The following is a 14,363-nucleotide window of genomic DNA, read 5'->3' as shown; positions in this document are numbered from 1 at the left end:
TGACGGATATTACGTATGTCCGGATTGGGCATGATTTTGCTTATCTCTCGGTTGTGATGGAACTATACAACAACGAGATTATAGCTTGGGAACTCTCTGAGCGAAATGACTTAAAACTCGTTATCGAAACGGTGAAGAAACTGAAATGTGGACCTACTTTGCTCCATTCCGACCAGGGGTTCCAGTATACAACACAGAGCTATGCCAAGTTGCTTGAAGAGAAGAAGCTAACAAGAATCCATTCCAGGCGTGGGAATTGCTATGACAATGCATGTATTGAGTCGTTCTTCTCCCACATGTATGTAGTACTGTTCGAAGGTGATATACCCATCAGTTCTCATATAGCCCCGCATCCACCTACTCGTTATCATATATATTTAATAATAATATACTTACAATGTATTGACTATTACTAACCCATTGAGTGTAAATCCCCCCATTCTCCTCAACAATTTTTTTGATGTTTTTAATTCCTATTCCTTCTATTAGTCTCTTTTTACGATTTCTAATTTCGTTTAGGTCAAATGTATTGGAAATTTCTATAAGTAAATTTTTATTGAAATGCTTAATAATAAGTGAAATATTCCTTTTATTAGAGTCATCTAAACGTAAGACTGCATTTAATGAGTTATCTATTAAATTTCCTAGAACTATTGCAAGAAGATCGTTATCTAATTCAGTCTTCTCGGGAAAAAAAGATTCTATGTTTAGAAATACTCCATTTTCCTCAGCAATAGCCTTTTTTTCATTAAGTAGATAATTAAGTACATAATTGTTAGTGTAAAAATAATTTATATTATGAATCTTTTTTACTGATTCCTGAATATATTTTTCGACCCCGGTAATATCCCCTTTCTCTAAAAGGCCTGAAAGAACGATGTACTGATTTTTTAAGTCATGCTTCAATGAATACAACTTAGACTGGGATTGTTGAAGTTGCTTGAAAAAATTTAATTCTGATTTATAAGAATATTTCTCCATTCTCGTTTTTTTAAGTTTTTTGAGAGTGTTCTCAAGAGTGAAATACAGATATAATACGCATATATTTGCTAAAATTACAAAAATAGTTATTACTATATAATCAGTATATTTCATTTCCATAAACACTGCTGAAGTACCCAAGACTAGCACCGATATCAGTGGTATTGCTATCAGTGTCATCACCAAGGAAACATTGCGTTGCTGAAAATAAATTATCCTATAAATAGCTAAGGATATAAGTTTTAAAATTGCCGAAGAGAAGACTAATGAAAATATAATTAGAAAATTGAAACTAAATTTTTCTGATATTGATACTGCTCTCATAAAAAAGAGTGGTAAGGAATCACATATTGAAAAAATTAAAAGTACGAAAGTTAAATGAGTGTATTTTTTCTTAGTGTCATTACAATTAAGTTCTTTGGTGATAAATAATAATATAACAGCAGACATAAGGTTGACCAATATAAATGAATTATTAAAGGAGAATATACTGAATAAGATAATAGAAAAAACAAAGAAACATAAAAATAGTTTTGTCATAAATTTCTTAGTAAATATGCATTGGCTCGACAACCAGTAATTAGCTAAAACTAAATTGGTAAAGAAGTTAATTAAAACAGCAGCAGTATCATTCATTACATTACTTCTCTTATCTTCATTAGAATTTGCTTTCTGGCGCTATCTAGAAATTTGCGACTCATAGGTATTTCTATAGTTTTGTTTCCATCTAACTTAGCGGTAATTGAATTACTACTAACTTTCTTAATATGTCTAGCATTCACAATAAAAGAAGTGTGAACTTGTATAAAGTTATGATCAATTTTAGACAGAAGTGCATTTGTTTGCAGAAGTGTTTCATAAGTAGTTGAAGCGGTATGGATCAGTACTCTCCTTTTGTTTTTTTCAAAGTATACAATTTCGCTGTGAGATAGACTATAAAATACTTTATTAAATGTGAATGTAAATTTGGAATCGTCTAGATTTAAATACTTTATAGTACGATTTAAAGCAGGGTATAGTTTGTCCTTTGTTACAGGCTTCAAAATATAATCGAAAGTGTTAACTTTAAAGGCTCTCTCCATATATTCATTGAAACTTGTTACAAAAATAATGGGACAACTGAGGTTTTGCTCTCTAATGGCTTCTGCGATTTCGATTCCAGATATGTCGGCGAACTCGATATCTAAAATAAACAAATCATATGTATTTGTTTTAAGTAATTCAATTAATCTAAAAGGATTATTAAATACATCTACCTCAAATAATGAAGAATTATATTCTAGAATCAAATTTTCTATAACTTCTGCAAAAACAGGAATATCATCACATATAGCAACCCTTAACAACATCAATTCACTCCTTTAGAAACAGGTAAATTTCAGCTAAAACTATGAAAAAGGTATATCTTAGCAGAAGCGAACGAAGAAAATAATATTTCTTATCAGTTTCCCGACTACAAAATGATTCAAAAAAAGTAGTTTCCCTCCTTTGCAGAAAAAGGACATATACAACCCCAGATGAACATAGCGGAGTTAACTTATGAGAGTGTCTTTGACAGTCTTTGATTAGCTTTGTGTAAGGTGATAGCGAGTCGTTTATTTAGTTTCAATTTATCTTAATTAGAAAAAATCTCACTAAATAAAATTAATACACTATAATTGAAATAGTGTCAATTGTTACATTTATATTGCATATTATTACATTGATTAAAAAAATTATTATAAATGGTATACTATCAAGTTACAAATAGAATATTTACTGTCTATTTGTGAGATTGATTGTTTTATAAAATATCATGTTGCTAATAAAGGAGGTGAAAATCAATGAAAAATGTTTACTCCAAACCAACAATCGAGAAAGTAGCTGGTTTTAAAGAGTCTACTAAAGGATTTTTTGCCGGTAAGTGGACAGATGTTTATGGCGGTAAGGCTTTTGTACGCATTGAGTTCTAAGATGGAATAAACATACTTAATCTAGAATTTTAAAAGTGGTCATTGGACAATGAGAGAACGTCCAGTGACCATTATTTATGATGATGAAAACTAAATGAGAGGGTGGACTACTATTAGCATGCAGTTAAATGATATAGAAAAATCAAGCTCTGGTGGACTCCTGTATCAATTACATATAAAGAAAATTTTTTGTGATTTATTGATTATTTCTCAACAAAAGTATTTTAAGTACTACAATGGAGGGGTGGAAATATATTGTATTCCGTCCGAATACTCCAAGTTTTCTGATCATGTTAAGACGCATGAATTTACCAAATTAGCATTGATTATACAAAAAAAAATCTCTGAGGGTATATTTGTTCTGGTTAATAATCAGGAAATCATTATAGGAGGTGCTTTGTTTGATACCTCTCTATGTTGGAGTAAATTGAATGGTACGATGGTTGTTAGTGATTCGGCTTGGAATATAGCACAATATTTTGATTTAGATATTTCAAAAGCAGCAGTTGCATTAAACCTAATAAGTAGTTTACCTTATTATCCTTTCCAAAATGTATCTTTGTGGGAAAACATAGAAAAAGTTCAACCGTTTTGTGTTTTGAAAAATGGAAATAATCAAACGCTCGAAGAAATAAAAATTTGGGATATACCTGATTTGAACCATGATATGGGACTGACGTTAAAAAATATAAGAGAGGGCTTTCTTGAGGCTATAAGAAGCGCTAATAGTTATGCTAATGTCTCAGCTGATCTCTCTGGAGGTGTTGATTCAGCTGCAGTTGCCTATCTTCTAAAGTTTTGTGATACAGACGTCAAGTTATACCATACAAAAACAGATAACAATTGGAATAGTGACTCTAAATGGGCTGCTTCATTTGCAGATGATATGAATATACCTCTAAACTCTCTCTCAACTTTAAGTGAGTCTGGTAAGAGATATGATATCGATACACCATACTCAGGATCAAAATTACCCGACCACCCAATATTATGGGCAGATACAGAGGGATATGTTGAAAAAATCGTTAGTTTAAATGAAATTCCTGGCAACTCAATTCATTTCACTGGCCTTGGTGGTGATGAGTTGTTTACACCTATGCCAGCTTATGCCTGGACCCTAGTAAGGCAGAATAAATTAAGCAGTTTATCACTTGGCTTTAGATACTGCTTAATTTCAAGGATATCATTTTTACAGGGTATAACTGATCTTATGAACAATATACCTTTTAAGGAAGCAATAAAATCAGAAATAGGTATTGGCTTTGGATACAATAAATCGAATAAGCAGGACTCATCATTGGATTGGTTCGGAAAAATCAATGCTCCAGCATGGATTAACCAAGACGGTCTTTTTTTGAGCCATAAAGTGGCAGTAAAAGCTATTGATAAAATTTCTGGAGGTCTTGATTCAGACCGTTCTAAACATCAAGCACTGGAGTCATTGCTGTTTCAAACACGTGTAATTGGTCAACTTAATCTGTTTTATGGGGAAGAATACAAATGGAAATCTCCATTTTTGGATACTAAAATCATTGAATCTGCACTATCGATACCTATGCGGCATCACTTAAAGTCTGGAATAACTAAACCCATGCTTCATAAGGCTACAATGGGAATTGTTCCCCGTGAAGTCTTTACTCGAGGCTTTAAAGGAGATTATTCAACTTCATTATATAAGGGCTATAAAGAAGCAGTGAATAAAATAATTTCTATCGTTAAAGATCTTAATGTTGTCAAACTAGGGGTTGTTGATCCAGACATACTAGTTTCTGAGTTATCTATGCCAACTGCTTTACACAACCGAATTGTCGATTTTGAGAGACTATGCGCTGTGGAACGATGGCTCAAGAATACAATTAATTTAAAATGAAATAAGCAAAGGTGGTTAATGTATGAGAAAAAAGGGAATAAATATTAAAATTATTGAACAAGAGAACGGGGCTATGGTTTTTGATAAAAGTATGGGGGGGTATTTTCAAGTAAACCATGTGGGGAAACTTTTATTAGTAGGATTAATTGCAGGGAAATCGAGAAATGAATTAGTGGAAGAATTAGAAGAAACTTTCGCTCTAGAGAAACCTAATGCAGAGAATGATGTGGATGAATTTCTTTCTATGCTAAGAGAGGCGGGAATAGCGTAATGGACGTAGCACTTTTTTCAGAGAAACAAAAAAAAGTGACAATAAAAATGAGAATCCTTGCTCTATTAGCTATTTTACTATCAATGCCTTTAAATTGGCTTAGTCCAAATAGAATCGAAAAGATATTTACTCGCATAACAAAAAATAAACCATTAGCTTCAGAGAAAGAAGTTCTAGAGATACGTGATGCAGTATGTACAGTAAGCAGAAGGTGTAGAAGTCAAGAGGGGTGTCTGAGGCGTTCTATTGCTGTTGTAGTAGCAGCGTGGTTAAAGAGAAGGTCTGCAAGTTGGAATACAGGATTCGCTCTAGAACCTTTTAGGGCTCATGCATGGGTTGAAGTAAAGGGTATACCTATTGGTGAGCCCGATGAAATTAGCTTGTATACTAAGGTTATTAGTGTGTTAGCTCATAGTGAGGAGAAGCCTGGAAAAATAAAGTCGGAACCTAAAAAAGCTCAAGAAGATAAAGGGAAATTAGATCATCCAAAAACAAATTTGAGGGAATTATTTGCTTTAGCTAATGGTGATAAATTAGAACTGTTCCTAGTAATCATACTAGGTATTATTTGTGCATGTCTTACACTTTTTCAGCCTAACCTAGTAGCAGATTTAGTTCAGCAATACAGTTCGGGATTTGTAGTGAACTCAACTCTAATTCTTCTTATGATTGTAATAGCAGTTTCTATGATTCTTACTACTATACAATATTATTTGTTACAGAAAATAGGAGAAGGCGTTGTTTTTGAAGCACGAAGTAGTTTAATAAGTCATTTGTTAAAACTTCCGATAATCGAATATGATAAAAGAAGTGTGGGAGATTTAATAAGCAGAGTAAGCGGTGATACCTCTAGACTAAGAATGGCTCTGATTCAAGGGACAATTGCTTTCACTAGCGGTTCCTTTATTGTAGTCGGTGCTGCAATTGGACTGGCGCTAAAGGATATGGTTTTATTTTTAACCGCTTTATTTTGCGTATGTTTAGCTTTTATTGGGATTTTTTTGATGAGTAACCTTATACAAAAATCTAGCTTCCGTGTACAACAAGAACTTGGGAAACTTAGCGGTATGATTGAGCGTGATTTACATGCAATTAGAACCATTCGCTCTACGAATGCTACTTCAACTGAAGAAAATAAGATTAAACTACAGGCAGAATATTTACGAAACTTAGGAATTCGTTTAGCAAAAATACAGTCAATTATGACACCTATTTCAAATATGAGTCTACAGATATGTGGTTTGATCGTCCTAGGTTTTGGCGGGTACCGTGTTTCTATCGGATCTATGTCTCTTGCAGATTTGATTGCTTTTGCTCTGCTACTTTTTATAATGATAGGGCCACTGAGTCAAATATTTGGAGCTTTTTCTTGGGTTGGAGAATCACTCGGAGCTTTTTCTAGAATAAAAGAATTGTTAGTTCTTGATTTGGAAACATCTAAAGATAATAATCCTGCAATAACATCCTATCCCAAGTCTTCTAACGAAGGTGGAATGGTTGTTTTTCATAAAGTTAATTTCGGGTATAACAAGTTAGATTTTGGAACGGATATAATCTCCCAAAATGATAATCTCATACTTAAAGAGATAGATCTAAATGCAGAGTTTGGGAAGCGCACGGCCATTGTCGGATCTTCGGGTGCAGGGAAAAGCACTATTTTACAATTAATAGAAAGATTTTATGATCCAGATAGTGGACATATTTATGTGAACGGAAAAGATTGCCGAAGTTACTCTCGTGAAGATCTTCGAAAACTTATCACATATGTGGAACAGAATGCTCCTATTATTGCAGGGAGCTTAAGAGAAAACCTTTTGTTGGGAAACCCTACCGTAACTGAAGAAAAATGTTATAATGTTTTAAAAGAGGTAAATCTTAGCTACCTGATAGAGCGATCTCCTGAAAAGTTAGATATGATTATTGGAGAATCGGGTACGACTTTATCAGGAGGGGAGCGCCAACGATTAGCTATGGCCCGATCTCTACTATCTGATGCGGAAATTGTTCTGTTAGACGAACTAACATCCAATTTAGACAGTTTAAATGAAATTGGAATGAAAAAGGCGATCGACAAAATGAGAGAGAATAAAACAGTTATTGTTGTTGCACATCGTCTATCGACAATAGTTGATTCTGATATGATATATGTTTTGGAACATGGAAGAATTATCGGGTCAGGTAGCCATAACGAGTTGTTGGAGAAAGTCCCCTTATATAGAAAATTAGCTAAAGAGCAATTCCTTGACAAAGTTATTTAAATATATGGAGATTGGAGAGTGATTACTGAGAATTCTATTTAAGAATAACTTGAAATAGGTTGCTATAAATTTTCGCTCTTTTTTTTAACTTGTAACTGGAATTCTATTCTAAGGAGGCATTATATTGGTGAATAAAGAAAAAAAAATTTTAATATCAAAATTATATAAAAAACATGGAGAGAAACAAATACTGAATAATGTATCTTTTGAAGCGAAAGAAGGAAGAATCACAGCTTTTCTAGGACCAAATGGTGCAGGAAAAAGTTCAACACTTCGTATTTTATTAGGACTTGATAATTCAACAGGATCAGCAACTTTTGGTGGACAAAAGTATGCAGCATACGATACTCCATTGAAAATCGTAGGAGCTGCTTTCGATGGGGTGGGGGGGGCCCTTTCTAGAAAAGTGAGCACTCATTTGAAGATTATAGCACAAAGCAATAACATTTCTATTAATCGTATACCAGAGGTATTAGATATTGTTGGTCTATCAGATAAATGTAAAGCTAAGCTAGGAACTTTATCGTTAGGTGAAGGACAAAGACTTGGTCTTGCGGCTGCACTTTTGGGAGATCCACAATATCTTGTCCTTGATGAACCAACCAATGGGCTGGATCCAACGGGAATTCGCTGGTTTAGAAAATTTATCCGTCAGCAATCAGATATGGGAAAGACTGTGTTGTTGTCTTCACATATTCTTTCTGAAGTGGAGGCTGTGGCGGATGATGTAGTCATTATTAATCATGGGAAAATCATAACTACTGGTGAGATCAAGGATGTTATGAAGGATTTGGAATCATTGGAAGATGTGTTTTTTTCTCTTACTGAGGGTGGGGCATAATATGAACTCTTTTCTTAGAAGCGTAAGACTTGAGCTAAACAAGATTAGTTCCATGAAAATGTGGTGGATTATATGTGTAATTGCTATTGTATTTCAACCCTTACTTGCATTAATAACAGCGAGAGGCTATCTTGGAATCGGTTTAGACGCCACGCCAGAGACTCAAGCTGGTCTATTAGATGCCTTGCCCCCTTTGGATTACTTTGGGTTTGAATTAGTTCCTTTTGGTCTGCTGCCTATGGTTATATTTGGAGGTATTATTGGGGGGAATGAATATCTGCATCATCAACTGCGTACAACATTACTTTGTCAGAGTAGTCGGATTAAGGTTTTCTGTGCGAAAGTACTCGCAATTTTAGTCTGTGCTATTTTTATTTCGATTATAGCCGTTTATTTAACTATCTCTGTAACACATTTCACGTTAGGGGAGCAAGGGCTGCATCCAATTTTTTTGAGTTCAACAGCATGGCAGTTTATTGGTTATGTTGTTTTAGATTGGATTTTACTCACTATACTTTCCTTTGGAATAGGGCTGGTCTTTAAAAACGCTATAGTACCCTTAGCTTTTTTGGTTCCACAAATTTACAATTTAGGCCTGTATCTAGCTCAAAAGTGGGAATGGGGTACGTACCTTCCTGTGGCAGCCGGTAATCTTCTCTTTGCAACACCAACGGATTCTTTTGAACACGACCCTTTGAAAGGGGTCGCTGTACTATCGGTATGGGTGATTTTGGCTTTAGTAACTTCATATTACACTTTTATTCGTAGCGATGTAGGAGGGAAATATTGATGTATGCTGCGTTACATAGTGAACAGACTAAATTTTTTTCATTTGGATGGTGCATTTTAGGTTTGTTTGGGGCTATAGTTGTACCCCTTTTCTATCTACTAACACTAAATGTACCAAAGACTGGGGGAGAGAAGGAAATTCTCTCTCTTTGTTTGCAAGCCCTCTATCTAGGTCATCCAGGTGTTATTGTCGCTAGTGCAGCCTATTTTGGACAAGAGTATTCGAACTCTGCGTTAAGGACAACACTTCTTACACAACCATCAAGGCTAAAAATAGCATGTGTTAAATTTCTAAATAATGCATTAATTATAGTAATCACAGGAATAGTTGCTATTGTAGTTTGTTTACTTGTACTTCTCATACAACATGATATGAAATGGTTCTCTGCCTACGAACTGATAATAACTAAAAGTCTACCTATGAGTATACTTAGTTGGATTCAAATTGCTTTAATTACGGCTGCTCTATCTGTAATTACAAAATCACTTATAGTGCCTCTTGCTATAATGCTCCCTCTTATGTTGGGGCTGAGCCACATGTTTTTTTCTATTTCCCAATCAGCAAAATTTCTACCCACTCTTGCTACAATGAACTTTTTTTCAATTCCTGAGTCTACTGTTTTTCTAGAAAAATGGTCAGGACTAGGAGTTCAATTTATCTGGGCATTATTGTTAGTGATAAGTTCTATTTTTATATTCTCACATCGTAATGTTCGTTAATAGTAGCGTATGGTTATGCTGTCGAGAGAGTCTCGACAGCTATTTTAGTACAAGTAGATTAACACGTTGTTGTCGACCCATGCTGTGTTGGAATCGAGAAAAGCAACAGGCTTAAGAATTAGGGTATTAAGGGCTAGATTTATTAGATTATGAATTGGAAAAAGAAACGTATTTTTCATAGTACGATTATATCACATTGTGACTGAACTCCTAATGATTAGTATGTAACAAAAAAATAAGCCCAAGCTCTCATTTTAGTTTTTATATATAAATTACAGCAGCATAACAGGTACAAAAGAAATGTATAGATCGAACAACAAACATCGTTCTAATCTAATAGACAAGAATAAAGATGAGGTGACATTATAACCAGGATTAAAAACAATTATTCTACTAAAAAAGCCGTAATCATATATAATTCGACAATTTACTACAATTTTACCTATTTACATTTTTATGGAATAGATTTAATGTTGATATTATAAATGGATTTTTTACTGCTCGTTATTAAGTGAAGCATGTATCCAAACTCAAGGGAATAATCCGGTTATTAGATTATATGTATACCAAAGCAGTGAAAAATTTAAGATAAAGTAACAAACGGTTAATCTTTTTTGATGTTCCTTTTAGAGAATTCGTTTTTCACCACCCTCCATTAGAGTGAGACTTCTTTTGTACTATTTAAGGGAAAAACTTTAGCATAATGGCATGTTCAATAAAATTTGAGGTGAATTTAGATGAAACTTGAAACGACGGATTCGTTAACATACTGGTTAGCTCATTTTAATGAAGAATGGGAGATGGCACACTTCCCTTACGATTTAATTGAATTTAATCCTGCAGAAAACAACGAACGTGAAACATTTAGATACAATTGGTCAGGTGTGGTGTACAACGATCTACTAAGAGTGTCTGGGAAATCACCAGCAGGCTTACTTATGATTCTAATGTCAGGATTATCAGAATTACTATATAGATACACAGGCGTTGAAAATATGATAATTGGGATGCCAGGTACTCATGATGCAATGTCCTCTAACGAAATGAGTCCGGTTCTGCCAATTTTCATTTCACACAAACGTAACCAATCCTTTAAAGATTTATTACTGGGAGTTAAAGAGACGGTTACTGATGCATTGAATCACCAGTCTTATTCTTACACAGAACTCATTAACACACTGAACAAAGGCAACAGTATAGTTGATACTTTGATTATGTTAGAACCATTACATAAATCCTATCCGAATTTAGATACTCCACCTTCTATTTTATTCAAGTTTGAAATCACTGATTCTTCACTGATCGGTGAGATTAATTTTAGTACAAAACTTTTTGCTGAACATAGCATTAAACAGATCGCTATTCACCTAGAGCACTTACTAATAAAATTATTACAAAATCCGACGCAGAAATTGAGTGATATTTCCTTAGTTTCCGATGTTGAGTTAACGGGAATCGCGGACATGTTAGAAGGGGATAAAAATTTTGATTATATGGGCCATACGCTGGACCAACTATTTCAAGTACAAGTTGCCCGAACTCCAAGTCAGACTGCAATAACTTATATGGAACAATCCTTGTCATATTTAGAGATAGATAAAAAATCGAATTCGACAGCACGCTACCTACAAAACAAAGGGTTTTCATCAGGCGATTTTATCGGAATAATGACTAGTAATCCTGTAGATATTGTTATAAGTATTTTAGGAATTTTGAAAGCAGGTTGTGTCTACGTTCCAATAGATCCTCAATATCCAGAAGAGCGTATTCAATACATCCTGAAGCATAGCGGCATTAAAGGGGTTATTTTAAATAAAATTGATACTTCCGTCGCTATTCCAAATCACATTGAATCACTGGCGGTGGAATTGGCCTTACTTGAAAACGATGGTGAATTCCACTCTTTGAGCCGTCCGGAAAACTTGGCTTATATTATTTACACTTCTGGGTCGACTGGGCGCCCAAAAGGTGTCGAAATTGAACACAGAAGTATTGGGAATTCTCTTCTATGGAGAAAACAGGAGTACGCTTTTAAAAGTACCGATCGGATCTTACAGTTACTTTCCTTTGCTTTTGATGGATTTATCATGAGTTTCTTTACCCCCTTATTGTCGGGAGCCGAATCCATCTTCCCAAGTACATCGGAAAAGCAAGATCCTTTTATACTCGGATCCTATATTACCAAGCATGAAATATCTCACTTTATTAGTACACCTTCATTATTTAATGAATTGTTGGAACATCCTGAATCCGGAAGTTGGAGTTCATTGAGAGTGGTGACACTTGCAGGAGAACCAATTGAAAGATCTACAATAATGAAAAGCTGCGATATTTTGCCTAACCTTGAGATTGCCAATGAATACGGGCCAACAGAGAATAGTGTGGTCACTACCTGTCAACGAAATGTCGAAAGAGCTTCACGGATTTCCATTGGACGACCTGTGGCGAACTCCAAGCTGTTCATTTTAGATGCTGATGGTAATAATCAACCCTTTGGAATACCAGGAGAATTGTGTGTAAGTGGATACGGCGTTGCAAGAGGTTACTTAAATAATTCTCAGCTTACTGATTCTCGATTTTTGCCTGTATCTTCAGGAGAAAAAACTAAAATGTACTTGACCGGAGATCTAGTGAGGTTGTTTAGTGATGGCTCTTTGGAGTATATCGGTCGAAAAGATCAGCAGGTGAAAATTAGAGGCTATCGAATTGAACTCGGTGAAATCACTAGCGCATTATTAAAACATGATCAGGTTAATGAAGCCGTAGTAAAGGTTTTCGAGGGAACTCATCATGAAAAGTCACTTTGTGCTTATGTTTCAGGAGAAATTACTGAGAATAGTAGTGTCCTGAAAACTCACTTGTCTGGGTTGCTACCCGTTTATATGATCCCCGAACATATTGTTAAAGTAAATAAGCTTCCGAAAAACACAAATGGCAAAGTGGATTTAAACTCGCTACCTGATCCTATTTCTGTTAGTGAGTTGAATGTTTGGAGTGATATCCCTGTTACTGAAATGGAAGTTGAGGTACACCAGCTTTGGTGTGATTTGTTGGGCAGGGAGGCTATAGCTGTAGAGGAAAACTTATTTCAACTAGGCGCACATTCCTTGAAGATTGCATCATTTATATCGCATACATACCGGAAATTTAAAGTAGTCTTAACGGTGTCGGTTGTCTTCCAGAACCCAACCATACGAGGACTATCGCAAATCATTCAAGGAGAAAAAAGAAAGATACTTACACCTCTTCGCAAAATGGAACATCGTCCTTATTATCCATTGTCATCTGCCCAAAGACGACTGTATTTTCTCAATAAAATGACTCAGGAGAGCACTCATTATAATATGCCTGGTGCTGTTGTTCTTAAAGGTAAAATAGATGAAAGTAAAATTAAGGAGACACTCCGACAATTAGTTAATCGACATGAAGTATTAAGAACAAGTTTTGAATGGCAGGACGGGGAACCGGTTCAGAGGATTGTTGAAGATTTAGAACCAGATTATCAATATGAAGTAATAAGTGAAAAAACGTTGAATCGTCATCTAGAGAGCTTTGTAAAACCGTTTAATTTAGAGCAAGCTCCACTTTTCCGAGTGAAATTCCTTCGCATCTCAGCGGAAAAGTACATGTTGTTGCTGGACATGCACCATATCATTAGCGATGGTTTATCTATCCAAATTATTTTAGATGATTTTATTAAACTTTATGACAGAAAAGAACTTGAACCTCTCATCCACCAGTATAAGGATTATGCAGTATGGCAAGAAGAATTCTTGTCAACAGAACTTTCCGCAAAACAAATTGCATACTGGTCAAACAAGCTTGCTGGAGATTTGCCAGTATTAGAATTGCCATTAGATTTCCCAAGAAAAGTGGAAAAAAGTTACAGAGGAGAGACTGCATCGTTTCATATCGACAATACCGTTATCTTGGAGCTACGCAAAAAGTATCATGGGAAAACTCTTTTCACCGTTCTGTTATCGATATACTACATTAGCTTGGCAAAGTATACGGGACAGGAAGATATTATCGTTGGTACACCCGTGGCGGGGAGATCTCGCCAAGAGCTTGAGCCAGTAGTGGGGATGTTTGTGAATACACTAGCCATTCGGAATTTCCCTGAAAAGAGTAAAACTGTTTTTCAATTTGTTGAAGAGGTGCAGCAGTCGGTTGTTAATGCTTTTGATAATCAAGATGTCCCTTTTGAAGTCCTGGTTGAGCGCCTTCAGGTGACACGAACTTTAAATAGAAATCCAATTTTCGATACCATGTTCGCTCTTCAGGTTAGTGAAAAAGAAAAAGACCGTCATGTGATTGATGGCTTGACTGCTGAACGCTTCCAAATGCTAAATCATACATCAAAATTTGATTTATCACTGCATGTGTCTGATACGCCATCGGGTGTTGTTATACATGTAGAGTACGATAACGACTTATTTACCAAAGAAAAAATAGAGCGTTTTTGCTTGCACTATAAGAGTCTTGTGAAAGAATTGTATACGAATCCTGAGGCCCCAATTAAAGAATTGTGCATGCTTCAAGAACAAGAGAAGGGCGATCTCGTTCAATTTGGGAAAGGTCTCTTATTAGATCATATATTTGAACAAACGCTAGTCGATCGATTCCGAAAACAAGCTGAATTCACTCCGGATTACCCTGCCTTGCTGTATGGAGACCAGGT

General features: G+C 35.2%; 10 protein-coding genes and 1 pseudogene. 9 read left to right on the top strand and 2 right to left on the bottom strand.

All coding sequences use genetic code 11. From position 1 onward, the window contains the following. Positions 1 to 299: pseudogene (locus tag AMS66_RS33705) on the top strand (transposase); the annotation flags it as partial. A 58-nt stretch (positions 300 to 357) separates the two neighbouring features. On the opposite strand, the gene AMS66_RS12685 reads toward AMS66_RS33705, so the two are convergent. Both AMS66_RS12685 and AMS66_RS12680 read right to left on the bottom strand, forming a co-directional pair. Continuing rightward, positions 358 to 1,617 (bottom strand): sensor histidine kinase, encoded by a 1,260-nt coding sequence (locus AMS66_RS12685; RefSeq protein ID WP_082350674.1) that lies wholly within the window; start codon positions 1,615 to 1,617, stop codon positions 358 to 360. Beyond that, positions 1,617 to 2,330 (bottom strand): LytR/AlgR family response regulator transcription factor, encoded by a 714-nt coding sequence (locus tag AMS66_RS12680; RefSeq protein WP_053781154.1) that lies wholly within the window; start codon positions 2,328 to 2,330, stop codon positions 1,617 to 1,619. The genes AMS66_RS12685 and AMS66_RS12680 overlap by 1 nt, the downstream gene beginning before the upstream one ends. 474 nt (positions 2,331 to 2,804) lie before the next feature. On the opposite strand from AMS66_RS12680, the gene AMS66_RS32315 reads away from it, so the two are divergent. From AMS66_RS32315 to AMS66_RS12645, 8 genes are all read left to right on the top strand, one after another. After that, positions 2,805 to 2,933 (top strand): lasso RiPP family leader peptide-containing protein, encoded by a 129-nt coding sequence (locus tag AMS66_RS32315; RefSeq protein WP_143812714.1) that lies wholly within the window; start codon positions 2,805 to 2,807, stop codon positions 2,931 to 2,933. A gap of 118 nt (positions 2,934 to 3,051) precedes the next feature. Then, positions 3,052 to 4,803, top strand: a complete 1,752-nt coding sequence (locus AMS66_RS12675; protein ID WP_082350673.1) for an asparagine synthase-related protein — start codon at positions 3,052 to 3,054, stop codon at positions 4,801 to 4,803. A gap of 22 nt (positions 4,804 to 4,825) precedes the next feature. Next, on the top strand, positions 4,826 to 5,074 hold the full coding sequence (locus AMS66_RS12670; protein WP_053781153.1) for a PqqD family protein: 249 nt from the start codon (positions 4,826 to 4,828) through the stop codon (positions 5,072 to 5,074). Next, positions 5,074 to 7,332, top strand: coding sequence for a lasso peptide biosynthesis B2 protein (locus AMS66_RS12665; RefSeq protein WP_053781152.1), 2,259 nt, complete (start codon positions 5,074 to 5,076; stop codon positions 7,330 to 7,332). The genes AMS66_RS12670 and AMS66_RS12665 overlap by 1 nt, the downstream gene beginning before the upstream one ends. Positions 7,333 to 7,459: 127 nt before the next feature. After that, positions 7,460 to 8,173 carry an ABC transporter ATP-binding protein gene (locus AMS66_RS12660; RefSeq protein WP_236703369.1) on the top strand — a complete coding sequence of 238 codons (714 nt, stop codon included), beginning with the start codon at positions 7,460 to 7,462 and terminating at the stop codon, positions 8,171 to 8,173. Position 8,174: 1 nt separating this feature from the next. Further along, complete coding sequence (locus AMS66_RS12655) at positions 8,175 to 8,963, top strand: ABC transporter permease (RefSeq protein ID WP_053781150.1); 789 nt, start codon at positions 8,175 to 8,177, stop codon at positions 8,961 to 8,963. Then, positions 8,963 to 9,682, top strand: coding sequence for an ABC transporter permease (locus AMS66_RS12650; protein WP_053781149.1), 720 nt, complete (start codon positions 8,963 to 8,965; stop codon positions 9,680 to 9,682). Before AMS66_RS12655 ends, AMS66_RS12650 begins: the two co-directional genes overlap by 1 nt. Positions 9,683 to 10,419: 737 nt before the next feature. Then, the coding region (locus tag AMS66_RS12645) for a non-ribosomal peptide synthetase (protein ID WP_144424483.1) at positions 10,420 to 14,363 on the top strand (3,944 nt) is incomplete at its 3' end.

The organism is Paenibacillus xylanivorans, from assembly GCF_001280595.1.
In the GTDB taxonomy this organism is placed as follows: Bacteria; Bacillota; Bacilli; order Paenibacillales; family Paenibacillaceae; genus Paenibacillus; species Paenibacillus xylanivorans.
This window is presented reverse-complemented; position numbering and strand designations above follow the sequence as displayed.

Bases quoted from the DNA above. Each gene is read 5' to 3' on its own strand.
- AMS66_RS32315 (WP_143812714.1), top strand. From the start codon at position 2,805: ATGAAAAATGTTTACTCCAAACCAACAATCGAGAAAGTAGCTGGTTTT.
- AMS66_RS12685 (WP_082350674.1), bottom strand. From the start codon at position 1,617: ATGAATGATACTGCTGCTGTTTTAATTAACTTCTTTACCAATTTAGTT.
- AMS66_RS12650 (WP_053781149.1), top strand. From the start codon at position 8,963: ATGTATGCTGCGTTACATAGTGAACAGACTAAATTTTTTTCATTTGGA.
- AMS66_RS12665 (WP_053781152.1), top strand. From the start codon at position 5,074: ATGGACGTAGCACTTTTTTCAGAGAAACAAAAAAAAGTGACAATAAAA.
- AMS66_RS12675 (WP_082350673.1), top strand. From the start codon at position 3,052: ATGCAGTTAAATGATATAGAAAAATCAAGCTCTGGTGGACTCCTGTAT.
- AMS66_RS12655 (WP_053781150.1), top strand. From the start codon at position 8,175: ATGAACTCTTTTCTTAGAAGCGTAAGACTTGAGCTAAACAAGATTAGT.
- AMS66_RS12680 (WP_053781154.1), bottom strand. From the start codon at position 2,330: ATGTTGTTAAGGGTTGCTATATGTGATGATATTCCTGTTTTTGCAGAA.
- AMS66_RS12670 (WP_053781153.1), top strand. From the start codon at position 4,826: ATGAGAAAAAAGGGAATAAATATTAAAATTATTGAACAAGAGAACGGG.